The sequence below is a fragment of the Salmonella sp. 741265116_PST genome (genome assembly GCF_046567715.1).
Taxonomy (GTDB): Bacteria; Pseudomonadota; Gammaproteobacteria; order Enterobacterales; family Enterobacteriaceae; genus Salmonella; species Salmonella enterica.
Genome location: NZ_JBKFPH010000016.1, coordinates 84,339 through 110,652, shown reverse-complemented (window position 1 = coordinate 110,652; position 26,314 = coordinate 84,339). Strand labels below are relative to the sequence as shown.

Genomic DNA, 26,314 nt, shown 5'->3' with positions numbered 1-26,314 from the left:
TGCGGGAATAGCTCAGTTGGTAGAGCACGACCTTGCCAAGGTCGGGGTCGCGAGTTCGAGTCTCGTTTCCCGCTCCAAAATTTGAAAGTACTTGTTAAGTACAGACCACCAATCGCAGGATTTCGAATTGCGACATGGCGGCAACTGAATGAGTCCTCAGGAGCTTACTGAAGTAAGTGACTCAGGCGAGTGAAGGCAGCCGACGCAGTAGCGGTTCGAAAAACGAAGATTATGCGGGAATAGCTCAGTTGGTAGAGCACGACCTTGCCAAGGTCGGGGTCGCGAGTTCGAGTCTCGTTTCCCGCTCCAATTCTTATCTACAGTAAAACTATCCACAACGAATATCGCGTTGGGGCACGTTTTGTTCCGCTTTCGTCAGATCCTTGTAAACAGACTTATCCACAGAGCGGCCCATTACTCCTGGAATGCAAAAAATTATACCTGACGCGTAGAATTTCTATAATTTACTGAAAAATATAGAAAAAATAAGATTTCAAAACGTTGGCATTATTGACTGTTCCTTTTTTCCCTCTTGAATCGCAATGTGTTTTTATTTTTATACACAGCCTGTGAATAATTCAGGCATCGCGCACCAGCCCTTTTTCAATCACCCTGACCAGACGCTGTTTTTTCGGTAGCTGCACTTCAACGATGCAGGCGTTCCGCTTTTCAATTTGTTGCGCAATCGCCCATTCGATATGCTCATCAAGAAGTGGATGCTCACCCTTGCGACTTTCCAGCGCCGTAATGATGGCATTACTCCACGGCGCATTCCCCAGCGCGACGGCAACATTGCGCAGCCAGCGTAAATGACCAATGCGCCGAATCGCAGAACCTTCAGTGACTTTCAGAAACTGCGCTTCGCTCCAGCTAAACAACTCAAGCAAATCTGGGTTATGCAGCGCCTTGCGTGGGCTAAAATCTGCTTCGTCGGTCAACTGAGAGTAACGGTTCCACGGACAGATAAGCTGGCAGTCATCGCAGCCGTAAATACGGTTGCCTATCAGGGGGCGAAATGCTTCCGGAATAGCGCCTTCCAGCTCAATGGTGAGATAAGAAATACAGCGCCGCGCGTCCACCGTATACGGTTCGACAATCGCCCCTGTCGGGCAAATGGTCATACAGGCGACGCATTTGCCGCAACCTTCCTCGACCGGCTGGTCGACCGGCAGCGGTAAATCAATCAGCAATTCCCCCAGGAAAAAGAATGAGCCGGCCTCCCGATTAAGGATAAGTGAGTGCTTACCCGTCCAGCCAAGTCCGGCTTTTTCCGCTAATGGGCGTTCAAGAATAGGCGCAGAGTCGACAAACGGTCTAAAATTCAGCGAACCGCAGTACTGCTGGATCTGCTCGCCCAGTTTTTTAAGGCGGCTGCGTAATAGCTTGTGATAATCACGCCCCAGCGCATATCGGCTAACGTAGCCCAGCGTGGGATTCTTCAACGTACTGGCAAACGCGGCGTTGGCGGGCAGATAGTTCATGCGCACGCTGATGACACGTAGCGTACCGGGTAAGAGTTCATGAGGCCGGGCGCGCATCATACCGTGGCGCGCCATCCATGCCATCTCGCCGTGGTATTGTTTGTCCAGCCACGCCTGCAGCGCAGGTTCGGATGCGCGCAGATCGGTATCAGTAATACCGACCTGCTGAAAGCCCAGCTCCAGCCCCCACTGCTTAATATTTTGCGCTAACTGATTGAGATCGAGGGGCTTTGACATGATGGACCATAACATGAAGAAAAACCCTGTAAGTATACCACACTCCATTTGGCCCGCCGATGACATCAAACGGCTGGAACGCGATGCGGCGGATGCCTTCGGACTTACACTCTATGAATTGATGCTGCGCGCTGGCGACGCGGCATTTCGGGTAGCCCGTAACAGCTACCCTAACGCCCGACACTGGCTGGTGTTGTGTGGTCATGGCAACAACGGCGGCGATGGTTACGTCGTGGCGCGACTAGCGCAAGCGGCGGGCATTAGCGTAACGTTGCTGGCGCAGGAAAGCGATAAACCGTTGCCTGAAGAAGCGGCGCAGGCGCGCGATGCCTGGCTGAATGCTGGCGGCATTATCCATGCTGCCGATATTATCTGGCCGGAAGCGACGGATCTGATTATCGACGCGCTGCTTGGCACCGGTATAGCCCAGGCGCCGCGCGACCCGGTAGCCGGTCTGATTGAACAGGCGAACGCCCATCCTGCGCCGGTTGTCGCCGTTGATATCCCGTCAGGCCTGCTGGCGCAAACGGGCGCCACGCCTGGCGCGGTGGTAAGCGCCGCGCATACGGTCACGTTTATCGCCCTGAAACCAGGCCTGCTGACCGGCAAAGCGCGTGACGTTATCGGCATATTGCATTATGACGCGTTGGGACTGGAAGGCTGGCTGGCGAGCCAGGCGCCGCCGCTCCGGCGTTTTGACGCGACGCAGTTGGGGCAATGGCTAACGCCGCGTCGACCGACCTCGCATAAGGGCGATCATGGTCGTCTGGCGATTATCGGCGGCGACCAGGGAACTGCGGGCGCGATTCGGATGGCTGGCGAGGCGGCGCTGCGTACGGGGGCTGGGTTGGTCAGAGTACTGACCCGCGGTGAAAACATCGCGCCGTTGCTGACGGCCCGCCCGGAACTGATGGTACATGAACTCACGCCTCAGTCGCTGGAAGAGAACCTGACCTGGGCTGACGTTGTAGTGATCGGCCCGGGGCTTGGGCAGCAGGAATGGGGCAAAAAAGCCTTACAGAAAGTAGAAAACGTCCGTAAACCTATGCTGTGGGATGCGGATGCGTTGAACCTACTGGCAATCAATCCTGATAAACGTCACAATCGCGTGATTACGCCGCATCCGGGAGAGGCGGCCCGCCTGTTAGGATGTTCTGTGGCAGAAATTGAAAGTGATCGCTTACTTTCAGCGCAGCGTCTGGTAAAACGGTACGGAGGCGTGGTCGTGTTAAAAGGCGCAGGAACGATTATCGCCGCTGAACACCACCCTCTGGCTATCATTGACGCTGGTAATGCGGGGATGGCGAGCGGCGGGATGGGCGATGTCCTGTCCGGCATCATCGGCGCATTGCTCGGACAGAAGTTTACCCCGTATGATGCGGCATGTGTGGGATGTGTGGCTCACGGCGCGGCGGCGGACTTACTGGCAGCGCGTTATGGCGCTCGCGGCATGTTGGCGACCGATCTTTTTACTACGCTGCGGCGTATTGTTAACCCTGATGTGATTGACGTAAACCATGATGAATCGAGTAATTCCGCTACCTGACGAACAGGCGACGCTAGAGCTGGGTCAACGGGTAGCCAACGCCTGCGATGGCGCGACCGTTATTTATCTGTATGGCGATTTAGGTGCCGGTAAAACGACGTTTAGCCGGGGATTTTTACAGGCGTTAGGCCATAACGGTAATGTAAAAAGCCCCACCTATACGCTGGTAGAGCCTTATGCGCTTGATAACATGATGGTATATCACTTCGACTTGTACCGTCTTGCGGACCCGGAGGAGCTGGAGTTTATGGGCATTCGCGATTATTTCGCCAACGACGCCATTTGTCTGGTGGAGTGGCCGCAACAAGGTAAAGGCGTTCTCCCCGACCCGGACGTCGAAATCCATATTGATTACCAGGCGCAGGGGCGTGAGGCTCGCGTAAGCGCGGTATCCTCATCGGGTCATTCGTTACTGGCGCGTTTAGCCGATTAGCTATATAAGGTGGCGGGATGATTTATCGCATCAAAAATGCCGTAATAGCAGCCTTAATCCTGCTGTGCGCGCAGGCGGGCGCCGCCAGTCTCTCTGATATTCAGGTGTCCAACGGCGAGCAGCAGGCGCGCATTACGCTGAGTTTTATCGGCGAGCCGGAATATGCTTACTCACAGGACGGTAAACGTACCGTGGCGCTGGATATCAGGCAGACCGGCGTGATTCAGGGGCTGCCGCTTCAGTTTAGCGGTAACAATCTGGTAAAAACGATCCGTGCCGGAACGCCGAAAGATGCGCAATCTTTACGGTTGCTTGTCGATCTGACGGAAAATGGTAAAACCGAGGCGGTGAAGCGGCAAAACGGCGGCAACTATACGGTCATTTTCACCATTAATGCCGATGTTCCGCCGCCACCACCACCGCCTGTCGTCGCGAAACGGGTTGAAAGCGCGCCCCGTCCGACGGAGCCGGCCCGTAATCCGTTTAAATCTTCTGATGATCGCCTGACCGGCGTAACCAGCAGCAATACCGTTACGCGGCCTGCGGCGCGCGCGTCGGCAGGCGCTGGCGATAAAGTGGTGATTGCTATTGATGCCGGACATGGAGGCCAGGACCCCGGCGCAATAGGCCCGGGCGGTACGCGCGAGAAAAATGTCACCATCGCCATCGCGCGTAAGTTACGCACATTGCTGAATAACGATCCGATGTTTAAAGGCGTGCTGACGCGTGACGGCGACTATTTTATTTCGGTGATGGGGCGGTCTGACGTGGCGCGTAAGCAAAACGCCAACTTCCTTGTCTCTATTCATGCGGATGCCGCGCCAAATCGCGACGCCACCGGCGCCTCCGTCTGGGTATTGTCCAATCGTCGCGCGAACAGCGAAATGGCAAACTGGCTTGAGCAGCATGAGAAGCAATCCGAACTGTTAGGCGGCGCTGGCGATGTGCTGGCGAACAGTCAGTCAGACCCTTACCTGAGCCAGGCGGTACTGGATTTGCAATTCGGTCATTCGCAGCGGGTAGGGTATGATGTGGCGACGAACGTACTAAGCCAACTCGACGGCGTGGGGTCGCTGCATAAACGTCGCCCGGAACACGCGAGCCTGGGCGTGTTGCGTTCGCCGGATATCCCGTCCATTTTGGTGGAGACGGGCTTTATCAGTAATCACGGCGAAGAGCGATTGTTGGCGAGCGACCGCTATCAGCAGCAGATTGCTGACGCTATATATCGGGGGTTGCGTAAGTACTTTGCAGCGCATCCGATTCAGTCTGCGCCGCAGGGCGGCCCAGGCCAGACGGCCAGTACCAACCAGCCTGGCGCCATAACCGCCGCGAATTAAGGAGATTTCATGCCGATTCAGGTTCTGCCGCCGCAGCTTGCGAACCAAATCGCCGCTGGCGAAGTGGTGGAACGCCCTGCGTCGGTTGTTAAAGAGCTGGTAGAGAATAGTCTGGATGCAGGCGCCACCCGCGTTGATATCGACATCGAGCGTGGCGGCGCGAAGCTTATTCGTATTCGCGACAATGGCTGCGGCATTAAAAAAGAGGAACTGGCGCTGGCGCTGGCCCGTCATGCCACCAGTAAGATCGCCTCGCTTGACGATCTGGAAGCGATTATCAGTCTGGGATTTCGCGGCGAAGCGCTGGCGAGTATCAGTTCGGTCTCGCGTTTGACGCTAACGTCGCGTACGGCGGAGCAGGCGGAAGCCTGGCAGGCGTATGCGGAAGGGCGTGACATGGACGTGACGGTAAAACCCGCCGCGCACCCGGTCGGCACCACCCTGGAAGTTCTGGATCTCTTTTATAATACGCCCGCCCGGCGCAAATTCATGCGTACTGAAAAAACGGAATTTAATCACATCGATGAAATCATCCGTCGTATTGCATTGGCCCGCTTTGACGTCACGCTTAACCTGTCGCACAACGGCAAATTGGTACGGCAGTATCGCGCTGTCGCAAAGGACGGGCAAAAAGAGCGTCGGTTAGGCGCCATCTGCGGGACGCCGTTTCTCGAACAGGCACTGGCGATCGAGTGGCAGCATGGCGATCTGACCCTGCGCGGCTGGGTCGCCGATCCGAATCACACCACCACGGCGTTAACGGAGATCCAGTACTGTTATGTGAATGGCCGCATGATGCGCGACCGCTTGATCAACCATGCCATTCGCCAGGCCTGTGAAGATAAACTGGGCGCGGACCAACAGCCTGCGTTTGTGTTGTATCTGGAGATTGACCCGCATCAGGTGGATGTCAATGTTCATCCCGCCAAGCACGAAGTGCGTTTTCATCAATCCCGGCTGGTGCACGACTTCATCTATCAAGGGGTGCTGAGCGTTCTGCAACAGCAGACGGAAACGACGCTGCCGCTGGAGGAGATTGCGCCAGCGCCGCGGCATGTCCCGGAAAACCGTATCGCCGCCGGGCGCAACCATTTTGCTGTACCCGCCGAGCCAACTGCGGCGCGCGAGCCCGCGATACCGCGTTATTCCGGCGGCGCATCGGGCGGTAACGGCGGGCGTCAGACCGCTGGTGGTTGGCCGCACGCGCAGCCAGGTTATCAGAAGCAGCAGGGCGAGGTTTATCGCGCGCTTTTACAGACGCCGGCGACGAGCCCCGCGCCGGAGCCGGTTGCGCCTGCGCTTGATGGACATAGCCAGAGTTTCGGTCGCGTACTGACAATAGTCGGCGGTGACTGCGCGTTGCTGGAACACGCGGGGACTATCCAGCTCTTGTCGCTGCCGGTTGCGGAGCGTTGGCTGCGTCAGGCGCAGCTTACACCGGGTCAAAGTCCGGTTTGCGCGCAGCCGTTGCTGATTCCGCTGCGTTTAAAAGTGAGCGCCGATGAAAAAGCCGCGCTGCAACAAGCCCAATCTTTGTTGGGAGAATTGGGTATTGAATTTCAGTCAGATGCGCAGCATGTGACCATTCGGGCGGTGCCTTTACCCTTACGACAACAAAATTTACAAATCTTGATTCCTGAACTGATAGGCTACCTGGCGCAACAGACCACATTTGCAACGGTCAATATTGCACAATGGATAGCGCGTAATGTGCAGAGCGAACATCCGCAGTGGTCGATGGCGCAGGCCATATCGCTGCTGGCGGATGTTGAGCGGCTATGTCCGCAGCTGGTAAAAGCGCCGCCGGGTGGCCTGTTACAACCTGTTGATTTACATTCGGCGATGAACGCCCTGAAGCATGAATGATGTAAGCAAGGCGAGCCTGCCTAAGGCGATATTTTTGATGGGGCCGACGGCCTCCGGCAAAACGGCGCTGGCGATAGAACTGCGTAAAGTTTTGCCAGTAGAGTTGATAAGCGTTGATTCCGCCCTCATTTATCGGGGAATGGATATTGGCACGGCTAAGCCGAATGCCGATGAGCTGAAAGCGGCGCCGCATCGACTGCTGGATATACGCGACCCGTCGCAGGCGTATTCGGCGGCGGATTTTCGCCGCGACGCGTTAGCGCAAATGTCGGAGATCACCGCTGCGGGGCGTATCCCGCTGTTAGTGGGCGGCACCATGCTGTATTTTAAGGCATTGCTGGAAGGGTTATCGCCGCTGCCTTCAGCAGATCCGGAAGTCAGATCCCGGATAGAGCAGCAAGCAGCGGAGCTTGGATGGGAGGCGTTGCATCAGCAACTTCAGGAGATAGATCCGGTTGCCGCCGCGCGAATTCATCCAAATGATCCGCAAAGACTTTCCCGGGCACTGGAAGTTTTTTTCATTTCGGGTAAAACTTTAACGGAGCTAACGCAAACGTCAGGAGACGCGCTACCGTACCAGGTGCATCAGTTCGCTATCGCCCCGGCGAGCCGTGAACTGCTCCATCAGCGCATTGAACTGCGTTTTCATCAGATGTTGGCTTCAGGTTTTGAAGCAGAAGTCCGGGCGCTTTTTGCCCGAGGAGATTTGCATACGGACTTGCCTTCCATCCGTTGTGTGGGATACCGCCAGATGTGGTCATACATTGAGGGCGAAATCTCATATGATGAAATGGTTTATAGAGGTGTTTGCGCCACGAGACAGTTGGCGAAGCGCCAGATGACCTGGTTGCGCGGTTGGGAAGGGGTGCGCTGGCTTGACAGTGAGAATCCCGATCGGACGCGAAAAGAAGTATTACAGGTTGTTGGTGCTATCGCAGACTGAATGTGTACAATTGAGACGTATCGTGCGCAATTTTTCAGAATCGAAAGGTTCAAAGTACAAATAAGCATATAAGGAAAAGAGAATGGCTAAGGGGCAATCTTTACAAGATCCGTTCCTGAACGCATTGCGTCGGGAACGTGTTCCAGTTTCTATTTATTTGGTGAATGGTATTAAGCTGCAAGGTCAAATCGAGTCCTTTGATCAGTTCGTGATCCTGTTGAAGAACACGGTCAGCCAGATGGTTTATAAGCACGCGATTTCTACTGTTGTCCCGTCTCGCCCGGTTTCCCATCACAGCAACAATGCCGGTGGCGGCGCCAGCAATAACTACCATCACGGTAGCAACGCGCAGGGTTCTACTGCGCAACAGGACAGCGAAGAGACTGAATAAGTTTACGCGCTGTTTATCCATGTCGGGGGCGTCGGATAATCGCCCCCGCTGGTTATTAAGAGGGTTTACGCTTGTTTGACCGTTATGATGCCGGTGAGCAGGCGGTACTGGTACACATCTATTTTTCGCAAGACAAAGATATGGAAGACCTCCAGGAGTTTGAATCTCTGGTCTCTTCCGCCGGTGTCGAAGCAATGCAGGTGATTACCGGTAGCCGTAAAGCACCGCACCCGAAGTACTTTGTAGGTGAAGGTAAGGCAGTTGAAATTGCGGAAGCCGTGAAAGCGACTGGCGCAGCGGTCGTATTGTTTGATCATGCATTGAGTCCAGCCCAGGAGCGAAACCTGGAGCGTTTGTGCGAGTGCCGGGTTATCGATCGCACCGGTCTTATCTTAGATATTTTTGCCCAACGTGCGCGTACCCATGAAGGTAAGTTGCAGGTTGAGCTGGCGCAGCTACGCCATCTGGCTACGCGTCTGGTGCGTGGCTGGACCCACCTTGAACGTCAGAAAGGCGGGATTGGTTTGCGCGGTCCGGGTGAAACCCAGCTCGAAACCGACCGTCGTTTACTGCGTAATCGCATTGTGCAGATTCAGTCGCGCCTGGAGAAAGTTGAGAAGCAACGTGAGCAGGGGCGGCAGTCGCGCATCAAGGCCGACGTTCCGACGGTATCGCTGGTGGGCTATACCAACGCCGGAAAATCCACCCTTTTTAATCAGATCACTGAAGCGCGGGTCTATGCGGCAGATCAGCTATTTGCGACGCTGGACCCCACGTTACGTCGTATTGATGTCGCGGATGTCGGTGAAACCGTTCTGGCGGATACGGTAGGCTTTATCCGCCATTTACCGCACGATCTGGTGGCTGCCTTTAAAGCTACCCTGCAGGAGACGCGTCAGGCGACGCTGCTGCTGCATGTGGTCGATGCGGCGGATGTTCGTGTGCAGGAAAACATCGAGGCGGTAAACACCGTTCTTGAAGAGATTGACGCTCACGAAATACCCACCTTAATGGTGATGAACAAAATCGATATGCTGGACGACTTTGAACCGCGTATCGACAGAGATGAAGAGAATAAACCCATCCGCGTTTGGCTTTCAGCGCAAAGCGGCGTGGGAATACGACAGCTTTTTCAGGCTTTGACGGAGCGTCTTTCCGGCGAGGTGGCGCAGCATACGCTGCGTTTGCCGCCGCAGGAAGGGCGTCTGAGAAGCCGGTTTTATCAGCTTCAGGCAATAGAAAAAGAGTGGATGGAGGAAGACGGTAGCGTCAGTCTGCAGGTACGAATGCCGATTGTCGACTGGCGTCGCCTCTGTAAACAAGAACCGGCGTTGATCGAATACGTGATCTAGACGCGAAGTCATTCAGGTCGTATTGAAGCGGTAGCTGAGAGAATTTCAGGAGCTCACAACGAAGTGACCTGGGGTAAAAAAGCCGCCACTCAAGGCGTAGCCTGAAAGATGATGTCTGTAACGGCGGTTCGTCTGAAGCATGGAGTAATTTCGCCTTATCCTCTGAGGTCGAAAGACAACGGGGATCACCGCATAACAAATATGGAGCACAAAAATGGCGTGGAATCAGCCCGGTAATAACGGACAGGACCGCGACCCGTGGGGAAGCAGCAAACCTGGCAGCAACTCTGGGGGAAATGGAAACAAAGGTGGCCGCGATCAGGGACCTCCCGATCTGGATGATATCTTCCGTAAGCTGAGTAAAAAACTCGGTGGTTTTGGGGGCGGTAAAGGCACCGGTTCCGGCGGCGGTAGCTCATCGCAAGGCCCGCGTCCGCAACTGGGAGGCCGTATTGTCGCCATCGCCGCGGCGGCAGTCGTCATTATCTGGGCGGCCAGCGGTTTTTATACCATTAAAGAAGCCGAGCGCGGCGTTGTGACGCGTTTTGGTAAATTCAGCCATCTGGTAGAGCCAGGTCTGAACTGGAAGCCGACATTTATTGACGACGTCACGCCGGTGAACGTCGAAGCGGTGCGCGAACTGGCGGCGTCAGGCGTGATGCTGACGTCTGATGAAAACGTCGTGCGCGTTGAAATGAACGTGCAATACCGCGTCACCGATCCGCAGAAATATCTGTTTAGCGTGACCAGCCCGGACGATAGCCTGCGTCAGGCCACCGACAGCGCGCTGCGTGGCGTCATTGGTAAATACACGATGGATCGCATCCTGACCGAAGGTCGTACCGTTATTCGTAGCGATACCCAACGCGAGCTGGAAGAGACTATCAAACCGTACAACATGGGGATTACCCTGCTGGACGTGAACTTCCAGGCTGCGCGCCCGCCGGAAGAGGTGAAAGCCGCCTTTGACGACGCGATTGCCGCACGTGAAAACGAGCAGCAGTACATTCGTGAAGCGGAAGCGTATACCAACGAAGTTCAGCCGCGCGCCAACGGTCAGGCACAGCGTATTCTGGAAGAGGCACGCGCCTATAAAACCCAGACTATCCTGGAAGCGCAGGGTGAAGTCGCCCGGTTTGCGAAGATTTTGCCGGAATATAAAGCCGCGCCGCAGATTACGCGCGAGCGTCTGTATATTGAAACGATGGAAAAAGTGCTGAGCCATACCCGTAAAGTACTGGTTAACGACAAGAGCGGTAATTTAATGGTGCTGCCGTTAGATCAGATGCTGAAAGGCGGGAATGCGCCGGCGGCAAAGAGCGACAATAGCGCCAGCAACCTGCTGCGCCTGCCGCCGTCCACAAAGTCTAACGCCAGCGGAGCAAGCAACACGTCGTCCTCAAATCAGGGCGATATTATGGACCAACGCCGCGCGAATGCGCAGCGTAACGACTACCAGCGTCAGGGGGAATAACGATGCGTAAGTCAGTTATTGCGATTATCATCATCGTGCTGGTAGTGCTCTACATGTCCGTCTTTGTGGTCAAAGAGGGCGAGCGCGGCATTACGCTGCGTTTTGGTAAAGTTCTGCGTGACGATGAGAACAAACCGCTGGTTTACGCGCCGGGTCTGCACTTTAAGATCCCGTTTATTGAATCAGTGAAAATGCTTGATGCGCGTATCCAGACGATGGATAACCAGGCCGATCGCTTTGTGACTAAAGAGAAGAAAGACCTGATTGTCGACTCCTACATCAAATGGCGTATCAGCGACTTTAGCCGTTACTATCTGGCGACCGGCGGCGGCGATATTTCGCAAGCCGAAGTGCTGTTAAAACGTAAATTCTCGGACCGTTTGCGTTCTGAGATTGGTCGCCTGGACGTAAAAGACATCGTGACCGATTCTCGTGGTCGTCTGACTCTGGAAGTGCGCGACGCGCTGAACTCCGGTTCAGCCGGTACCGATGATGAAGTGGCGACCCCGGCGGCGGATGACGCGATTGCCGAAGCGGCGGAACGCGTCACGGCGGAAACCAAAGGTAAAGTACCGGTCATCAACCCGAACAGTATGGCGGCGTTGGGTATCGAAGTGGTCGATGTGCGTATTAAGCAGATCAACCTGCCGACCGAGGTTTCTGAGGCGATTTACAACCGTATGCGCGCCGAGCGTGAAGCGGTCGCGCGTCGTCATCGCTCACAAGGTCAGGAAGAAGCGGAAAAACTGCGTGCGGCTGCTGACTATGAGGTGACGAAAACTCTGGCGGAAGCCGAGCGTCAGGGGCGTATCATGCGTGGTGAAGGTGATGCTGAAGCCGCGAAGCTGTTTGCCGACGCGTTCAGTCAGGACCCTGATTTCTACGCGTTCATTCGTAGTCTGCGCGCTTACGAGAAGAGCTTCGAAGGTAATCAGGACGTGATGGTACTGAGCCCGGACAGCGATTTCTTCCGCTACATGAAGACACCGAGTTCGACGACACGCTAAAATAGCGTCAGCGGTTTTAGACCAGCAAAACCACCGCATCCAAAGGATGCCGGTGGTTTTCTTTTATAAGGGTGATAAATGAATTCAACAATCTGGTTGGCGCTTGCTCTGGTATTAGTCCTCGAAGGGCTGGGACCGATGCTGTATCCCGGCGCATGGAAAAAAATGGTTTCTGCACTGGCGCAACTGCCGGAAAATGTTTTACGACGTTTTGGCGGCGGACTTGTGGTCGCGGGAGTTGTGGTCTACTACATGTTGAGGAAAACGATTGGCTGAGCAAAAAGTGGTCGGATTTGCCGCAGATTGAGTGCAAAAAGTGCTGTATATCTGAAAAAGCGATGGTAGAATCCATTTTTAAGCAAACGGTGATTTTGAAAAATGGGTAACAACGTCGTCGTACTGGGCACCCAATGGGGTGACGAAGGTAAAGGAAAGATCGTCGATCTTCTGACTGAACGGGCTAAATATGTTGTACGCTACCAGGGCGGTCACAACGCAGGCCATACTCTCGTAATCAACGGTGAAAAAACCGTTCTCCATCTTATTCCATCAGGTATTCTTCGCGAGAATGTAACCAGCATCATCGGTAACGGTGTTGTGCTGTCTCCGAGCGCGCTGATGAAAGAGATGAAAGAACTGGAAGACCGTGGCATCCCCGTTCGTGAGCGTCTGCTGCTGTCTGAAGCCTGTCCGCTGATCCTTGATTATCACGTTGCGCTGGATAACGCGCGTGAGAAAGCGCGTGGCGCGAAAGCGATCGGCACCACCGGTCGTGGAATCGGGCCTGCTTATGAAGATAAAGTGGCACGTCGCGGTCTGCGTGTTGGTGACCTTTTCGACAAAGAAACCTTCGCTGAAAAACTGAAAGAAGTGATGGAATATCACAACTTCCAGTTGGTTAACTACTACAAAGCTGAAGCGGTTGATTACCAGAAAGTTCTGGATGATACGATGGCTGTTGCCGACATCCTGACTTCTATGGTTGTTGACGTTTCGGACCTGCTCGACCAGGCGCGTCAGCGTGGCGATTTCGTCATGTTTGAAGGTGCGCAGGGTACCCTGCTGGATATCGACCACGGTACTTATCCGTATGTAACTTCTTCTAACACCACTGCAGGTGGCGTGGCGACCGGTTCCGGCCTGGGCCCGCGTTATGTTGATTACGTTCTGGGTATCCTCAAAGCTTACTCCACTCGTGTAGGTGCAGGTCCGTTCCCGACTGAGCTGTTTGATGAAACCGGCGAGTTCCTCTGCAAGCAGGGTAACGAATACGGCGCCACTACCGGTCGTCGTCGTCGTACCGGCTGGCTGGACACCGTTGCCGTTCGTCGTGCGGTACAGCTGAACTCCCTGTCTGGCTTCTGCCTGACCAAACTGGATGTGCTGGATGGCCTGAAAGAGGTGAAACTCTGCGTGGCTTACCGTATGCCGGATGGTCGCGAAGTGACTACCACTCCGCTGGCAGCTGACGACTGGAAAGGTGTAGAGCCGATTTACGAAACCATGCCGGGCTGGTCTGAATCCACCTTCGGTGTGAAAGATCGTAGCGGTCTGCCGCAGGCGGCGCTGAACTACATCAAACGTATCGAAGAACTGACCGGCGTGCCGATTGATATTATTTCTACCGGCCCCGATCGTACTGAGACGATGATTCTGCGCGACCCGTTCGACGCGTAATTGATGGATGATGCCCGGTAACGCTACGCTTACCGGGTCTATGATGAGTACGCATTTGTTGGCCGGATAAGATGCTTTGCATCATCCTTCGGCTCAAATGCGTCATTGTTCCCCGCTTTTTTCCTTCCTGAACCGAAATAAATTAGCAGCCTGACAGGTGGCTGGTTTATCATCAATACAGATAAGTTATATCCCGTTTTCCCTTTTCCTGAGGTTGATGTGCAGTTAACGAGTTTCACCGATTACGGCTTACGTGCGCTAATCTATATGGCGTCGTTACCAGATGGACGAATGACCAGTATTTCTGAGGTGACAGAAGTCTACGGCGTGTCCCGTAATCATATGGTCAAAATTATCAATCAGCTTAGCCGTGCGGGCTTTGTCACTGCCGTTCGGGGAAAAAATGGCGGTATCCGCCTGGGTAAACCGGCTAATACTATTTGTATTGGCGATGTGGTGCGTGAGTTGGAACCCTTATCACTGGTCAACTGTAGCAGCGAATTTTGCCACATCACCCCTGCCTGTCGTCTGAAACAGGCGCTTTCTAAGGCCGTGCAAAGTTTTCTCAAGGAGCTGGATAACTACACGCTTGCCGATTTGGTTGAAGAGAATCAACCGCTTTATAAATTATTACTGGTGGAGTGAAGTAAACTTCATTAGAGATGACAATGGAGGAACCTCAATGTCACAAGATCCTTTCCAGGAACGCGAAGCAGAAAAATACGCGAACCCTATCCCGAGCCGGGAATTTATCCTCGAACATTTAACGAAACGTGAAAAACCGGCCAGTCGCGAAGAACTGGCCGTAGAACTGAATATTGAAGGCGAAGAGCAGCTTGAAGCCTTGCGTCGCCGCCTGCGCGCGATGGAGCGCGACGGACAACTGGTCTTTACCCGCCGCCAGTGCTATGCGCTGCCGGAACGCCTCGACCTGCTGAAAGGCACCGTGATCGGTCATCGTGACGGTTACGGTTTCTTACGTGTCGAAGGCCGCAAAGACGATCTGTACCTTTCCAGCGAGCAGATGAAAACCTGTATTCATGGCGATCAGGTGCTGGCGCAGCCGCTGGGCGCCGATCGCAAAGGTCGCCGCGAAGCGCGTATCGTCCGTGTACTGGTACCGAAAACCAGTCATATAGTCGGGCGTTATTTCACCGATGCGGGCGTCGGCTTTGTCGTGCCGGACGACAGCCGCCTAAGCTTCGACATTCTTATCCCGCCAGAAGACGTCATGGGCGCGCGGATGGGGTTCGTGGTCGTGGTTGAACTGACCCAACGTCCAACTCGCCGTACTAAAGCGGTAGGGAAAATCGTCGAAGTGCTGGGCGACAATATGGGCACCGGTATGGCGGTTGATATGGCGCTGCGTACCCATGAAATACCTTACATCTGGCCGCAGGCGGTAGAGCAGCAGGTCGCCGGGCTGAAAGAAGAGGTGCCGGAAGAGGCGAAAGTCGGTCGTATCGATCTGCGCGATTTGCCGCTGGTCACGATTGATGGCGAAGATGCCCGTGACTTTGACGACGCGGTTTACTGTGAGAAAAAACGCGGCGGCGGCTGGCGTTTGTGGGTCGCTATTGCTGACGTGAGCTATTATGTACGGCCGCCAACGCCGCTGGATCGCGAGGCGCGCAATCGCGGCACGTCGGTTTACTTCCCGTCACAGGTTGTCCCAATGTTGCCGGAGGTGCTCTCCAACGGCCTGTGTTCGCTAAACCCGCAGGTTGACAGGCTGTGTATGGTCTGTGAAATGACCATCTCGGCGAAAGGTCGGCTGACCGGCTACAAATTCTATGAAGCGGTGATGAGCTCCCATGCGCGTCTGACCTATACCAAAGTCTGGCATATGCTGCAGGGCGATCAGGATCTGCGTGAACAATATGCGCCGCTGGTGAAGCATATTGAAGAGCTGCACAACCTTTACAAAGTGCTGGATAAAGCGCGTGAAGAGCGCGGGGGGATCTCGTTTGAGAGCGAAGAGGCGAAGTTTATCTTTAACGCCGATCGTCGCATTGAGCGTATCGAACAGACCCAGCGTAATGACGCGCATAAGCTTATCGAAGAGTGCATGATCATGGCGAATATCTCGGCGGCGCGCTTTGTCGAAAAAGCTAAAGAGCCGGCGCTGTTCCGTATTCATGATAAGCCCACCACCGAAGCGATCACCTCATTCCGCTCCGTACTGGCGGAGCTGGGGTTGGAGCTGCCGGGCGGAAATAAACCGGAACCGCGCGATTATGCCGAACTGCTTGAATCGATTGCCGACCGGCCGGACGCCGAAATGCTGCAAACTATGCTGCTGCGTTCAATGAAGCAGGCGATTTACGATCCGGAAAACCGCGGGCACTTTGGCCTGGCGTTGCAGTCTTATGCACACTTTACCTCGCCGATTCGCCGCTATCCGGATCTTTCTTTGCACCGCGCCATTAAGTACCTGCTGGCGAAAGAGCAAGGGAATAAGGGCAACACCACAGAAACGGGCGGTTATCACTACTCGATGGAAGAGATGTTGCAGCTCGGCCAGCACTGTTCGATGGCGGAACGCCGCGCTGATGAAGCGACGCGTGATGTCTCCGACTGGCTGAAATGTGACTTTATGCTGGATCAGGTAGGCAACGTCTTTAAGGGCGTGATTGCCAGCGTCACTGGTTTCGGCTTCTTTGTCCGTCTTGATGAACTGTTTATCGATGGGCTGGTACACGTTTCCTCACTGGATAACGATTACTATCGCTTCGATCAGGTAGGGCAACGTCTGATTGGCGAGTCCGGCGGGCAGACATATCGCCTGGGCGACCGGGTCGAGGTACGCGTCGAAGCGGTAAATATGGACGAACGGAAAATTGACTTTAGCCTGATCTCCAGCGAGCGCGCACCGCGTAACGTCGGCAAAACGGCGCGTGAAAAAGCGAAAAAAGGTGAAAGTAAAAACGCCGGTAAACGTCGTCAGGTAGGTAAAAAAGTTAACTTCGAGCCTGATAGCGCCTTCCGCGGCGAGAAAAAAGCGAAGCCGAAAGCAGCGAAAAAAGACGCGAGAAAAGCAAAAAAGCCATCGGCTAAAACGCAGAAAATAGCCGCAGCGACCAAAGCGAAGCGTGCGGCGAAGAAAAAAGCGGCAGAGTGAGCAATACCCTCTTCAAACAGAAGAGAGTGAATTATCTGTAGGCCGGGCAAGCGTAGCGCCCCCGGCAAAACGTAAACAATGAGTACATTAATGAGCGAAATGATTTACGGCATCCACGCAGTGCAGGCCCTGCTGGAGCGCGCCCCTGAACGTTTTCAGGAAGTCTTTATTTTAAAAGGCCGTGAAGATAAACGTCTGTTGCCGCTGATTCACGCCCTTGAGTCCCAGGGCGTGGTTATCCAGCTGGCAAACCGCCAATATCTCGACGAGAAAAGCGACGGTGCCGTGCATCAGGGCATTATCGCTCGTGTGAAACCAGGCCGGCAGTATCAGGAAAACGATCTGCCGGATCTGATCGCATTACACGATCGCCCTTTTTTGTTGATCCTCGATGGCGTCACCGATCCGCATAATCTTGGCGCCTGTCTGCGCAGCGCCGATGCCGCAGGCGTACATGCGGTAATCGTGCCGAAAGACCGCTCCGCGCAACTTAACGCGACGGCGAAGAAAGTCGCCTGCGGCGCAGCGGAAAGCGTGCCGTTGATCCGCGTCACCAACCTGGCGCGCACGATGCGCATGTTGCAGGAAGAGAATATCTGGATTGTCGGGACGGCGGGCGAGGCTGACCATACGCTGTATCAGAGCAAAATGCTTGGCCGCATGGCGCTGGTCATGGGCGCAGAAGGTGAAGGTATGCGTCGTCTGACCCGTGAGCACTGCGATGAGCTGATCAGCATTCCTATGGCCGGTAGCGTGTCGTCGCTGAATGTCTCTGTTGCGACCGGGGTTTGTCTGTTTGAAGCCGTTCGCCAGCGCACCTGACGCTAATAGTATTTTTTAAGAAAATAACCATCCATAATCGGATGGTTTTTTTTTATCTTTGGCTGGTAATATAAAAAGCAAAACCTACCCTGTAATTTCTTTTATTTATAAAAATGAGATAGAGATAAAAATATGGCATGGACTCCACGGACGCTGGCGGATGCATTAAACAACATCGCCGAATTATATATTGATATAGAAAATAATGAATCTTCATTAATAATAAAAATGAATGATTATGGTGATTTACCACTGACGGTTTTATTTACCTCGCAACAAATAGTTATCGAGACTTATATATGTCCGGTAAATACGATTAAAGATACCGCGGAATTTAATCTTTTCTTACTGAGAAATCAGAAGGTTTTACCGCTGTCTTCGGTCGGTATTACCCAGGTAAAACAGGAGGAATATTATGTCGCTTTTGGCGCGTTGTCGTTAAATTCGTCGCTTGCCGACGTGACGCTGGAAATCACCACGCTTGTAGAAAATGCGTTGGATATCGCTGAAATAACACAAGTCTATTCACAGGAATAATACAGGCGGCTTACATGGGAATTTTAAAAAGTTTGTTCACGTTAGGTAAATCATTCGTTGCTCAGGCAGAAGAAGCCATTGATGAAGCACAGGGTGTACGTATGCTGGAGCAGCATATTCGCGACGCAAAAGCCGAGCTGGATAAAGCGGGTAAATCCAGAGTGGATTTATTGGCGCGAGTGAAGCTAAGTCATGACAAGCTGAATGATTTACGTGAGCGTAAAGCCAGCCTTGAAACGCGGGCGTTGGCGGCAATGAGTAAGAATGTCGACGCCGCTTTACTCAACGAAGTGGCGGAAGAGATAGCCCGTCTGGAAAATGCCATTCTTGCCGAAGAACAGGTGCTGACTAATCTGGAAGCCTCTCGCGATGCGGTGGAAAAGGCAGTAACGGCGACAGGCCAGCGGATTGCGCAGTTTGAGCAGCAACTTGAAGTGGTTAAGGCGACAGAAGCCATGCAGCGCGCGCAGCAGGCGGTGACGACCTCGACCGTCGGAGCCGCGTCGAATGTGTCTACGGCGGCGGAGTCGCTTAAACGTTTACAAACGCGGCAGGCTGAGCGCCAGGCCCGGCTGGATGCCGCCGCGCAGCTGGAAAAAGTCGCCGATGGACGCGACCTGGACGAAAAACTGGCGCAGGCCGGTATTGGCGCAACCAACAAAAGCTGCGCCCAGGATGTGCTGGCGCGCTTGCAGCGTCAACAAGGCGAGTAATGCTCTTTACGTGGGTGGTCAAAACCTGCCAGCGGCATTTTTCCAGACTGACCTGGCTTGTTTATCGGGCAGTATCTGCTTTGTTATCGGTAGCGCGAAAGCGCGCTACCGTGCTGAGCTTCGTCGCTTTCATACGAGACGGCACATGAATGCGCGATCTCAAATGGCATTATGCTCAACGACAATCGCATTCTGGCTGAAGAGGTCGCATGGCAAGAGATAGAGGTTCCCCTATGATGCAATTTTTTCAGCGTTTGCTCGGTAAAACAAGCGCGCCAGCGCCGATTCGCGGACCATTAGGATTACATCTTAACGCCGGTTTCACGCTGGATACGCTGGCATTCCGGCTACTGGAGTCGTCGTTGCTGGTGGAGCTACCGGGTGAAAAATACACTGTCGCGGCAGCGAGTCGCATAGATTTAGGCGGCGGTAGTCAGATTTTTCGCTACTACACCTCTGGCGATGAGTTTCTACAAATTAACACCACTGGCGGCACGGATGTTGACGACATTGATGACATCAAACTTTTTGTATATGAGGAAAGTTTCGGTATTAACGAGGAACGTCACTGGCGTTCAGCCATTGCGCCAGCGGCAATAGGGCCGATGACGCTCAACTGGCAAGAACGGCGCTGGCAGCGCTTTTTTAACCATGAAGAGCCGGGCAATATTGAACCTGTCTATATGCTGGAAAAGGTTGAAAATCAGCAGCCAGAGAAATGGGACGTTCACAATTTTACGATGGGCTTCCAGCGCCAGGTGACGGACGACGCCTGGGAGTATCTTTTATTGAACGGGGAAGAATCATTTAACGAGCGCGGTGAGCCTGAATGGGTGTTTTCACGCGCCCTCGGCGTGGATATCCCGCTCACTTCACTGACGGTTATTGGTTAAGCACATACAGGGAAATTATGCATATACTGGACGCATTACTGGCTTTCTGCGCCTATTTTTTTATTGGCGCGGCAATGGTCATTGCATTTCTTTTTATTTACTCAAAGATAACGCCGCATAATGAATGGCAGTTGATAAAAAATAACAATACTGCGGCATCGCTGGCCTTTAGCGGTACGTTGCTGGGCTATGTCATCCCCTTATCCAGCGCGGCGATAAACTCGGTCAGCATCCCGGACTATTTTGCCTGGGGCGGCATTGCGCTGGTGATTCAACTGCTGATTTATGGCTGCGTAAGGTTATACATGCCTACGCTGAGCGAAAAAATTATTCATCACAACGTGGCGGCGGGGCTATTTATGGGAACCGCAGCGCTGGCTGGCGGTATTTTTAACGCTGCCTGTATGACATGGTAACGGAAGATCATGGCAAAAAAACGAAAATCCAGAAGAACATCCGGCGTAGGCCATTCGGCAATAAGACGGATAGCCGAACCGGTTAATCCCTTTGAGCGGCAACGAAATCGCTACACGCCAAAATGCCTGACGCTGGCGATTATGGGCGGAGCGGCCTTTTTTCTCCTGAAAGGGTGCGGTGATGGCGGCAATACTGACAACGACGGCGATGGGACGTTTTACGCCACGGTGAACGACTGTATCGACGATGGCAATAGCGCCAGCGTTTGCGCTGACGGCTGGAATAACGCGAAAACAGAATTTTACGCGAATGTGCCTAAGCAATTGACGCAGGAGAGCTGTCAGTCGCAGTTTGGCGCTTGCTACTTTGATAGCATCGATCGGAGTTGGGTTCCGGTATTAAGCGGCTTTTTGCTCAGCCGCGCGATTCGCCAGAACCGTGACGAACAATACATCTATAGCAGCGGCGGTTCATCCTACGCCTCCCGTCCCGTTTGGCGCACTACGTCCGGCGACTATGCGTGGCGCAGCGGCACAGGGAAAAGCGATACCGCGACCAGCCCTGGTTATACGACACGGAAAGCGTCCACCGTCTCCCGCGGCGGCTATGGCCGTTCTTCCAGCGCCCGCGGGCACTGGGGAGGCTAACCATGCTACGACACAACGTACCGGTACGCCGGGATCTGGATAAGATCGCCTGCGATCACGGTTTTGACTTTCATGTTATCGATAACGAAATTTACTGGGATGAAAGCCGGGCCTACCGTTTTACATTACGGCAAATTGAAGAACAGATCGAAAAACCGACCGCAGAGCTTCATCAAATGTGTCTGGAGGTTGTCGAGCGGGCCGTCCGGGATGAGCAGATCATGCAGCAGTTGGCGATCCCGCCATTGTACTGGGATGTCATCGCCGAAAGTTGGCGCAGCCGCGATCCTTCGCTTTACGGGCGGATGGATTTCGTCTGGTGCGGCAAAGATCCGGTTAAATTGCTGGAATACAACGCGGATACGCCGACGTCGCTCTATGAGTCCTCCTACTTTCAATGGCTATGGCTGGAGGATGCCCGTCGTAGTGGCGCCATCCCGCGTGATGCCGATCAATACAACGCGATACAGGAGCGGCTGATCGCCCGCTTCAGCGAGCTGTACAGTCGGGAACCGCTCTACTTTTGCTGTTGTGAAGATACCGACGAAGATCGCACGACGGTGCTGTACCTTCAGGATTGCGCGCAGCAGGCGGGCCAGGAAACGCGATTTATCTATATTGAAGAACTGGGGCTTGGCGTAGGCGGCGTGCTGACCGATCTGGACGATAACGTGATTCGCCGCGCCTTTAAGCTCTACCCGCTGGAATGGATGATGCGCGACGACAACGGCCCGCTGTTGCGAAAACGGCGTGAGCAATGGATTGAGCCATTGTGGAAAAGTATTCTGAGTAACAAAGGGCTGTTGCCGTTATTGTGGCGCTTTTTCCCTGGCCATCCGAATCTTCTGCCGGCCTGGTTTGAGGGAGAAAAGTCGCTCGCAGCGCCAGGTGAAAGCAGCGTACGGAAGCCGATTTATTCACGTGAAGGCGGCAACGTCACGATTTTTGACGAGCGGCAAAATGTTATCGATCATGCCGACGGCGACTACGCTGACGAGCCGATGATTTACCAGGCGTTTCAGCCTTTGCCGCGCTTTGGCGATAGCTATACGCTGATTGGCAGTTGGATCATTGACGATGAAGCCTCCGGAATGGGGATTCGCGAGGACAATACGCTAATTACCAAAGATACTTCCCGTTTCGTCCCACATTATATTGCCGGTTAATCATACTTTTGTGATCTTGCTCCGGCGTCAATGGCGCGGTCATGACCATACTTGACTTCAGCGCCATTGAAGGAGGGAGACACCATGTCCTGGCAAACACATACCGTCTTTAATCAACCAGCTCCGCTCAATAACAGTAACTTATTCCTGTCTGATGGCGCGCTGTGTGAAGCGGTTTCCCGGGAAGGAGCGGGATGGGATAGCGATCTTCTCGCCAGCATTGGCCAACAACTGGGAACGGCGGAATCACTGGAACTGGGGCGTCTGGCGAACGCGTATCCTCCTGAGTTGCTGCGTTACGATCCCCAGGGACAGCGTCTGGATGACGTTCGCTTTCATCCCGCCTGGTACTTGTTGATGCAGGGGCTTTGCGCTAATCGGGTACATAACCTGGCCTGGGAGGACGAGGCAAGGGCGGGAAGTTTTGTCGCCCGGGCGGCGCGTTTTGTATTACATGCTCAGGTAGAAGCGGGGACACTCTGTCCTGTCACGATGACCTTTGCCGCGACGCCGTTGCTATTGCAGATGCTTCCCGCCACTTTCCATGACTGGCTGGCGCCGCTGCGCAGCGATCGTTACGATTCGCATTTGCTGCCGGGCGGGCAAAAACGGGGACTGCTTATCGGCATGGGAATGACGGAAAAGCAGGGCGGATCTGACGTACTCAGTAATACGACCCACGCGGAGCGGCTGGCGGATGATTCATATCGGCTGGTGGGACATAAATGGTTTTTCTCTGTGCCGCAAAGTGATGCGCACCTCGTGCTGGCGCAGGCAAAAGGAGGACTATCCTGTTTCTTTGTGCCGCGTTTCCTGCCAGACGGGCAACGGAACTCTGTTCGTCTTGAGCGCCTGAAAGATAAACTCGGTAATCGATCTAATGCCAGCGCCGAGGTCGAGTTTCAGGATACCGTCGGCTGGCGGCTGGGAGAAGAGGGCGAAGGGATTCGGCATATCTTAAAGATGGGCGGTATGACGCGTCTTGACTGCGCGCTCGGGAGTCATGGCTTAATGCGGCGTGCGTTTTCAGTCGCAATTTACCATGCTCATCAGCGTCAGGCTTTTGGTAAGCCGCTGATCGAACAACCGTTGATGCGACAAACCTTAAGTCGTATGGCGCTATGCCTGGAGGGGCAGACGGCGCTTTTGTTTCGGCTGGCGCGCGCCTGGGAGCAACGTCGCGAGGCGAAAGAGGCATTGTGGGCGCGATTATTCACGCCAGCGGCGAAATTCGCCATCTGTAAGCAGGGAATCCCTTTTGTGGCTGAGGCGATGGAGGTTCTCGGCGGGATGGGGTATTGCGAAGAGAGCGAACTCCCGCGCCTGTACCGTGAAATGCCGGTGAACAGTATCTGGGAAGGTTCCGGCAATATCATGTGTCTGGATGTACTGCGGGTGCTGATAAAACAACACGGCGTCTATGACGTATTGAGTGAAGCTTTTGCGGAAGTCAAAGGTCAGGATCGCCATTACGACCGCGCGGTACGTCAGCTACAGCAACGTTTACGCAAACCGGACGAAGCAATGGGCAGAGAGATTACGCAGCAGCTTTTCCTGCTGGGATGCGGAGCGGAAATGCTGCGTCATGCCTCGCCGCCGCTGGCGCAAGCGTGGTGTCAGATGATGCTGGATACACGCGGCGAAATGCCGCTGCCTGCCCAGGTGCAAAATGATTTACTGCTAAGGGCGACCGGGGGGCTGCGGTAACGTTTGGCCTGTAGTACATGCCATTCGGCGCGAGCCTCGCGGCATCAGGCATAGAGTATCGCCTGTACGCGCCAGTTATCCGACTGTTGTTCTTCATACATTTGAATAATTCTGTACCAGGACGCACCCTGTTCATCGGCTTTCAGGGCGATAATCCGCTCTACATCCTGTGGGTTTCCTGCAACATTACTGACCGAGATCAGGCCGATTTCATTCAGACCCGTTACACAGTCAGCACTGGCGAATTCGGCAGACTGTGCCGCCGTACTCACCAGTCCGGCAGAAAGCAACAGTGAGGATAAGGCAAGTTCTTGTTTCATCGTCAGCTCCTTATTACATACCCCGCATTTAACAGGACGCTCCATCACGGTAAACCTGTTTGTTTATTGTGCACAGGTAAACGCATAGGGGCGCAAAGCAATGTAAAACTGACTAAAAATCAATCTACTGTTATTGACGATACAAAATGGCTTGTGAATACCACTGGCCGGTTACAACCGTTTCATCAACCATTAAGATAACGTAATAATCGGCTTTCGCAGCGGCGGCTTTCGCTCTGATTTCATCTATTGCATCATCCGGGGAACCCCGAACCAGCGCGCTTACGGTCCCCATCCGCTGTAGTCCTTGCGTTTGATCGCGACGGATTTCCTGCGGGTGATCGGCGACAGGCGGTGCAGGTTGCGGCGTACCCTGCAGCACGCTACACGCGCTTAATAACAGTGCTGCTATCAATGAAGCAAACCGACGCATAACTCTATCTCGTTTCCTGATAATCATAGTGTAATGCCTTATTGATTTCCCTTTAGGGGGAATGTTCCCGAAGTGTTACCTGTCACGCGATTTTCGAATGAAAACGTTGTGAAAGCGTAACCCAGTTCTCAAACATTATGAATTATTGCGCTATCCATAAACTTGCGTTAAGTATTTCTCCGTGGCATACCGGATAAAAAGGAGAGAATAATGATAGCGATTGAAACACGACAATTAGCCGGAGGTGCCGTACTACATGCCTTCCCGGAAGGGAAACGCGCCGTGCCGCTTCCCTGTGTGGTGTTCTATCATGGCTTCACCTCCTCCAGCCTGGTTTATAGTTATTTTGCCGTTGCCCTGGCACAGGCAGGATTCCGGGTAGTCATGCCGGATGCGCCGGAGCATGGCGCTCGCTTCGGCGGCGACTCACAGGGACGGATATATCGATTCTGGCAGATTCTGCACCAAAACATGCAGGAATTTACGACGTTACGTGCGGCGATTCAGGCGGAAAACTGGCTACTTGACGGGCGGTTGGCGGTGGGCGGCGCATCCATGGGCGGTATGACGGCGCTGGGTATTATGACGCGTCACCGTGAGGTAAAATGCGGGGCCAGTTTAATGGGGTCGGGCTATTTTACCGGGCTCGCCCGGACGCTTTTCCCGCCGTTATCCCCGCAGAACCCGGCACAGCAGGAGGAATTCGACAATATCATCGCGCCGCTACGTGAATGGGAAGTCACACACCAGTTAGAGCGACTGGCCGACAGGCCGCTTCTGTTGTGGCATGGTCAGGAGGATGACGTGGTGCCTGCTATCGAAACCTTTCGGCTCCAGCAGGCACTCGCCGGGGCGAAGCTGGATAAGCATGTGACCTGTTTATGGGCCGCAGGCGTGCGGCATCGCATTACGCCAGAAGCGTTGTCGGCGACGGTAGCGTTTTTCCGACAGCATCTTTAAACGCGGAGTATGCTTACACCCTGGGCTTCAAGCTGTTGCAAAACCTGCGGATTGGCATTTTTGCCGGTAATCAGCATAGCGATCTGATCGGCGCGGCTGAACAGCATTCCCGCGCGCTCGCCAATTTTACTGCTATCGACCAGCGCGACCAGTTTCCCGACGACGCTGAGCATTTTTTGTTCCGCCATGGCGGTTAGCATATCGGTCTTGTACAGGCCATCCGCGGTTAAGCCCTTTCCGCTGGTAAACATCCAGTGGCCCGCATAGAGACTGTTTTCACTTCCCTGCGGGCTCAGGGTAATCGACTGGCTTTTGTTGTACTGACCCCCCATGATAATCACGCTTTCATGCTCTTGATCGATCAGATAATTCGCCAGCGGCAGATAGTTGGTAATGATCTGTACCGGCTTCCCGCACATTTCGCGCCCCAGCAGGAAAGCGGTGGAGCCGCAGTTAATCACTACGCTTTCACCCGGGTTTACCAGCTGCGACGCCGCTTTCGCGATGCGTACTTTTTCATCGTGGTTTTGCGCCTGGTGCAGATTCATCGGCGTCCAGCGGGGCCGCTGTTGGGTAATGGCCTCTGCGCCGTTGCGCACTTTTTTAAGTTTCCCGCTTTCGTCGAGCTTGTTGATGTCGCGGCGCGCTGTCGCCGGGGAGATCCCCAGACGCTCAATCACGTTTTCGACGGTAACAAAGCCCAACTGTGCCAGCATATCCAGCAGTATTTGATGTCTTTGTGCTTCAGTCATGAGCTATTCCGATACAAATTGATTTGAAAAGATGATATTTGAAATAGCCTGGAAATACTAAAGTAAATGGAAAAAATGC

26 protein-coding genes, 2 tRNA genes and 1 pseudogene are annotated in these 26,314 nt (G+C 54.0%); 25 read left to right on the top strand and 4 right to left on the bottom strand.

Going from position 1 to position 26,314, the window contains the following annotated elements:
• Position 1: 1 nt before the first annotated feature.
• Together ACLD11_RS13385 and ACLD11_RS13380 are read left to right on the top strand one after the other, a co-directional pair.
• Positions 2-77 (top strand) — tRNA-Gly (locus tag ACLD11_RS13385).
• Between the two features lie 156 nt (positions 78-233).
• A tRNA-Gly gene (locus tag ACLD11_RS13380) sits at positions 234-309 on the top strand.
• 269 nt (positions 310-578) lie between these two features.
• Here ACLD11_RS13380 and queG read toward each other — a convergent pair.
• Complete coding sequence (gene queG / locus ACLD11_RS13375) at positions 579-1,718, bottom strand: tRNA epoxyqueuosine(34) reductase QueG (protein ID WP_411011521.1); 1,140 nt, start codon at positions 1,716-1,718, stop codon at positions 579-581.
• On the opposite strand from queG, the gene nnr reads away from it, so the two are divergent.
• The 22 genes and pseudogenes from nnr to ACLD11_RS13265 all read left to right on the top strand — a co-directional run bounded on the left by nnr (position 1,717) and on the right by ACLD11_RS13265 (position 23,770).
• Positions 1,717-3,264 (top strand): bifunctional ADP-dependent NAD(P)H-hydrate dehydratase/NAD(P)H-hydrate epimerase, encoded by a 1,548-nt coding sequence (nnr, locus tag ACLD11_RS13370; RefSeq protein ID WP_411014992.1) that lies wholly within the window; start codon positions 1,717-1,719, stop codon positions 3,262-3,264. The two genes, queG and nnr, sit on opposite strands and share 2 nt — an antisense overlap.
• On the top strand, positions 3,236-3,697 hold the full coding sequence (gene tsaE, locus ACLD11_RS13365; RefSeq protein WP_023231648.1) for a tRNA (adenosine(37)-N6)-threonylcarbamoyltransferase complex ATPase subunit type 1 TsaE: 462 nt from the start codon (positions 3,236-3,238) through the stop codon (positions 3,695-3,697). The genes nnr and tsaE overlap by 29 nt, the downstream gene beginning before the upstream one ends.
• Before the next feature lie 17 nt (positions 3,698-3,714).
• Positions 3,715-5,037: an N-acetylmuramoyl-L-alanine amidase AmiB gene (gene amiB, locus ACLD11_RS13360; protein WP_000640354.1), complete on the top strand. Its 1,323-nt coding sequence runs from the start codon at positions 3,715-3,717 to the stop codon at positions 5,035-5,037.
• Between the two features lie 9 nt (positions 5,038-5,046).
• Complete coding sequence (gene mutL / locus ACLD11_RS13355) at positions 5,047-6,903, top strand: DNA mismatch repair endonuclease MutL (RefSeq protein WP_411014991.1); 1,857 nt, start codon at positions 5,047-5,049, stop codon at positions 6,901-6,903.
• Positions 6,896-7,846, top strand: coding sequence for a tRNA (adenosine(37)-N6)-dimethylallyltransferase MiaA (miaA, locus tag ACLD11_RS13350; RefSeq protein WP_411011524.1), 951 nt, complete (start codon positions 6,896-6,898; stop codon positions 7,844-7,846). The genes mutL and miaA overlap by 8 nt, the downstream gene beginning before the upstream one ends.
• Before the next feature lie 82 nt (positions 7,847-7,928).
• Positions 7,929-8,237 carry an RNA chaperone Hfq gene (hfq, locus tag ACLD11_RS13345; protein ID WP_001051875.1) on the top strand — a complete coding sequence of 103 codons (309 nt, stop codon included), beginning with the start codon at positions 7,929-7,931 and terminating at the stop codon, positions 8,235-8,237.
• Positions 8,238-8,308: 71 nt separating this feature from the next.
• A complete protein-coding gene (gene hflX / locus ACLD11_RS13340; RefSeq protein ID WP_411011525.1) occupies positions 8,309-9,589 on the top strand; it encodes a ribosome rescue GTPase HflX in 1,281 nt (426 codons plus the stop codon).
• Positions 9,590-9,803: 214 nt separating this feature from the next.
• Positions 9,804-11,063, top strand: coding sequence for an FtsH protease activity modulator HflK (gene hflK / locus ACLD11_RS13335; RefSeq protein ID WP_000312505.1), 1,260 nt, complete (start codon positions 9,804-9,806; stop codon positions 11,061-11,063).
• Between the two features lie 2 nt (positions 11,064-11,065).
• A complete protein-coding gene (gene hflC, locus ACLD11_RS13330) occupies positions 11,066-12,070 on the top strand; it encodes a protease modulator HflC (RefSeq protein ID WP_001232417.1) in 1,005 nt (334 codons plus the stop codon).
• A 78-nt stretch (positions 12,071-12,148) separates the two neighbouring features.
• Positions 12,149-12,346 carry a DUF2065 domain-containing protein gene (locus ACLD11_RS13325; protein ID WP_001089290.1) on the top strand — a complete coding sequence of 66 codons (198 nt, stop codon included), beginning with the start codon at positions 12,149-12,151 and terminating at the stop codon, positions 12,344-12,346.
• Positions 12,347-12,448: 102 nt separating this feature from the next.
• Positions 12,449-13,747, top strand: coding sequence for an adenylosuccinate synthase (gene purA / locus ACLD11_RS13320; RefSeq protein WP_000527972.1), 1,299 nt, complete (start codon positions 12,449-12,451; stop codon positions 13,745-13,747).
• A 219-nt stretch (positions 13,748-13,966) separates the two neighbouring features.
• Positions 13,967-14,392 carry a nitric oxide-sensing transcriptional repressor NsrR gene (nsrR, locus tag ACLD11_RS13315; RefSeq protein WP_001177632.1) on the top strand — a complete coding sequence of 142 codons (426 nt, stop codon included), beginning with the start codon at positions 13,967-13,969 and terminating at the stop codon, positions 14,390-14,392.
• 37 nt (positions 14,393-14,429) lie between these two features.
• Entirely contained in the window at positions 14,430-16,868 is a 2,439-nt protein-coding gene (rnr, locus tag ACLD11_RS13310; RefSeq protein ID WP_411014990.1) for a ribonuclease R, read from the top strand.
• 90 nt (positions 16,869-16,958) lie between these two features.
• Entirely contained in the window at positions 16,959-17,690 is a 732-nt protein-coding gene (gene rlmB / locus ACLD11_RS13305) for a 23S rRNA (guanosine(2251)-2'-O)-methyltransferase RlmB (protein WP_411011527.1), read from the top strand.
• Positions 17,691-17,822: 132 nt separating this feature from the next.
• Positions 17,823-18,227 (top strand): YjfI family protein, encoded by a 405-nt coding sequence (locus ACLD11_RS13300; RefSeq protein WP_411011528.1) that lies wholly within the window; start codon positions 17,823-17,825, stop codon positions 18,225-18,227.
• Between the two features lie 14 nt (positions 18,228-18,241).
• Positions 18,242-18,940 carry a PspA/IM30 family protein gene (locus ACLD11_RS13295; RefSeq protein ID WP_023195857.1) on the top strand — a complete coding sequence of 233 codons (699 nt, stop codon included), beginning with the start codon at positions 18,242-18,244 and terminating at the stop codon, positions 18,938-18,940.
• Positions 18,940-19,027 (top strand): annotated as a pseudogene (locus ACLD11_RS13290) (hypothetical protein); the annotation flags it as partial. The gene ACLD11_RS13295 and the pseudogene ACLD11_RS13290, both read left to right, overlap by 1 nt.
• A 122-nt stretch (positions 19,028-19,149) precedes the next feature.
• The gene (locus ACLD11_RS13285) at positions 19,150-19,833 is read left to right on the top strand and encodes a YjfK family protein (RefSeq protein ID WP_411014989.1); all 684 of its coding nucleotides are present in this window, start codon (positions 19,150-19,152) and stop codon (positions 19,831-19,833) included.
• Positions 19,834-19,850: 17 nt separating this feature from the next.
• On the top strand, positions 19,851-20,249 hold the full coding sequence (locus ACLD11_RS13280) for a DUF350 domain-containing protein (protein ID WP_000547736.1): 399 nt from the start codon (positions 19,851-19,853) through the stop codon (positions 20,247-20,249).
• Between the two features lie 9 nt (positions 20,250-20,258).
• Positions 20,259-20,897 (top strand): DUF1190 domain-containing protein, encoded by a 639-nt coding sequence (locus ACLD11_RS13275; RefSeq protein ID WP_411011529.1) that lies wholly within the window; start codon positions 20,259-20,261, stop codon positions 20,895-20,897.
• 2 nt (positions 20,898-20,899) lie between these two features.
• Positions 20,900-22,063 carry a glutathionylspermidine synthase family protein gene (locus ACLD11_RS13270; protein ID WP_000943948.1) on the top strand — a complete coding sequence of 388 codons (1,164 nt, stop codon included), beginning with the start codon at positions 20,900-20,902 and terminating at the stop codon, positions 22,061-22,063.
• Positions 22,064-22,147: 84 nt separating this feature from the next.
• Positions 22,148-23,770: an isovaleryl-CoA dehydrogenase gene (locus ACLD11_RS13265; RefSeq protein WP_411014988.1), complete on the top strand. Its 1,623-nt coding sequence runs from the start codon at positions 22,148-22,150 to the stop codon at positions 23,768-23,770.
• A 44-nt stretch (positions 23,771-23,814) separates the two neighbouring features.
• Here the strand turns inward: ACLD11_RS13265 and yjfN are convergent, their stop codons facing one another.
• Together yjfN and bsmA are read right to left on the bottom strand one after the other, a co-directional pair.
• Positions 23,815-24,090: a DUF1471 family protease activator YjfN gene (gene yjfN / locus ACLD11_RS13260; protein WP_411011531.1), complete on the bottom strand. Its 276-nt coding sequence runs from the start codon at positions 24,088-24,090 to the stop codon at positions 23,815-23,817.
• A gap of 130 nt (positions 24,091-24,220) precedes the next feature.
• The gene (bsmA, locus tag ACLD11_RS13255; protein WP_000586835.1) at positions 24,221-24,550 is read right to left on the bottom strand and encodes a biofilm peroxide resistance protein BsmA; all 330 of its coding nucleotides are present in this window, start codon (positions 24,548-24,550) and stop codon (positions 24,221-24,223) included.
• Positions 24,551-24,733: 183 nt separating this feature from the next.
• Here bsmA and yjfP point away from each other — a divergent pair, with 183 nt between their 5' ends.
• Positions 24,734-25,483 carry an esterase gene (yjfP, locus tag ACLD11_RS13250; protein ID WP_411011532.1) on the top strand — a complete coding sequence of 250 codons (750 nt, stop codon included), beginning with the start codon at positions 24,734-24,736 and terminating at the stop codon, positions 25,481-25,483.
• Here the strand turns inward: yjfP and ulaR are convergent.
• Positions 25,480-26,235 carry an HTH-type transcriptional regulator UlaR gene (ulaR, locus tag ACLD11_RS13245; RefSeq protein ID WP_000133620.1) on the bottom strand — a complete coding sequence of 252 codons (756 nt, stop codon included), beginning with the start codon at positions 26,233-26,235 and terminating at the stop codon, positions 25,480-25,482. The two genes, yjfP and ulaR, sit on opposite strands and share 4 nt — an antisense overlap.
• Between the last annotated feature and the right edge of the window lie 79 nt (positions 26,236-26,314).

Coding starts and splice junctions, on each gene's coding strand:
- nnr (WP_411014992.1), top strand. CDS start 1,717: ATGATGGACCATAACATGAAGAAAAACCCTGTAAGTATACCACACTCC.
- queG (WP_411011521.1), bottom strand. CDS start 1,718: ATGTCAAAGCCCCTCGATCTCAATCAGTTAGCGCAAAATATTAAGCAG.
- tsaE (WP_023231648.1), top strand. CDS start 3,236: ATGATGAATCGAGTAATTCCGCTACCTGACGAACAGGCGACGCTAGAG.
- amiB (WP_000640354.1), top strand. CDS start 3,715: ATGATTTATCGCATCAAAAATGCCGTAATAGCAGCCTTAATCCTGCTG.
- mutL (WP_411014991.1), top strand. CDS start 5,047: ATGCCGATTCAGGTTCTGCCGCCGCAGCTTGCGAACCAAATCGCCGCT.
- miaA (WP_411011524.1), top strand. CDS start 6,896: ATGAATGATGTAAGCAAGGCGAGCCTGCCTAAGGCGATATTTTTGATG.
- hfq (WP_001051875.1), top strand. CDS start 7,929: ATGGCTAAGGGGCAATCTTTACAAGATCCGTTCCTGAACGCATTGCGT.
- hflK (WP_000312505.1), top strand. CDS start 9,804: ATGGCGTGGAATCAGCCCGGTAATAACGGACAGGACCGCGACCCGTGG.
- hflC (WP_001232417.1), top strand. CDS start 11,066: ATGCGTAAGTCAGTTATTGCGATTATCATCATCGTGCTGGTAGTGCTC.
- ACLD11_RS13325 (WP_001089290.1), top strand. CDS start 12,149: ATGAATTCAACAATCTGGTTGGCGCTTGCTCTGGTATTAGTCCTCGAA.
- purA (WP_000527972.1), top strand. CDS start 12,449: ATGGGTAACAACGTCGTCGTACTGGGCACCCAATGGGGTGACGAAGGT.
- rnr (WP_411014990.1), top strand. CDS start 14,430: ATGTCACAAGATCCTTTCCAGGAACGCGAAGCAGAAAAATACGCGAAC.
- rlmB (WP_411011527.1), top strand. CDS start 16,959: ATGAGCGAAATGATTTACGGCATCCACGCAGTGCAGGCCCTGCTGGAG.
- ACLD11_RS13300 (WP_411011528.1), top strand. CDS start 17,823: ATGGCATGGACTCCACGGACGCTGGCGGATGCATTAAACAACATCGCC.
- ACLD11_RS13295 (WP_023195857.1), top strand. CDS start 18,242: ATGGGAATTTTAAAAAGTTTGTTCACGTTAGGTAAATCATTCGTTGCT.
- ACLD11_RS13285 (WP_411014989.1), top strand. CDS start 19,150: ATGGCAAGAGATAGAGGTTCCCCTATGATGCAATTTTTTCAGCGTTTG.
- ACLD11_RS13280 (WP_000547736.1), top strand. CDS start 19,851: ATGCATATACTGGACGCATTACTGGCTTTCTGCGCCTATTTTTTTATT.
- ACLD11_RS13275 (WP_411011529.1), top strand. CDS start 20,259: ATGGCAAAAAAACGAAAATCCAGAAGAACATCCGGCGTAGGCCATTCG.
- ACLD11_RS13270 (WP_000943948.1), top strand. CDS start 20,900: ATGCTACGACACAACGTACCGGTACGCCGGGATCTGGATAAGATCGCC.
- ACLD11_RS13265 (WP_411014988.1), top strand. CDS start 22,148: ATGTCCTGGCAAACACATACCGTCTTTAATCAACCAGCTCCGCTCAAT.
- yjfN (WP_411011531.1), bottom strand. CDS start 24,090: ATGAAACAAGAACTTGCCTTATCCTCACTGTTGCTTTCTGCCGGACTG.
- bsmA (WP_000586835.1), bottom strand. CDS start 24,550: ATGATTATCAGGAAACGAGATAGAGTTATGCGTCGGTTTGCTTCATTG.
- yjfP (WP_411011532.1), top strand. CDS start 24,734: ATGATAGCGATTGAAACACGACAATTAGCCGGAGGTGCCGTACTACAT.
- ulaR (WP_000133620.1), bottom strand. CDS start 26,235: ATGACTGAAGCACAAAGACATCAAATACTGCTGGATATGCTGGCACAG.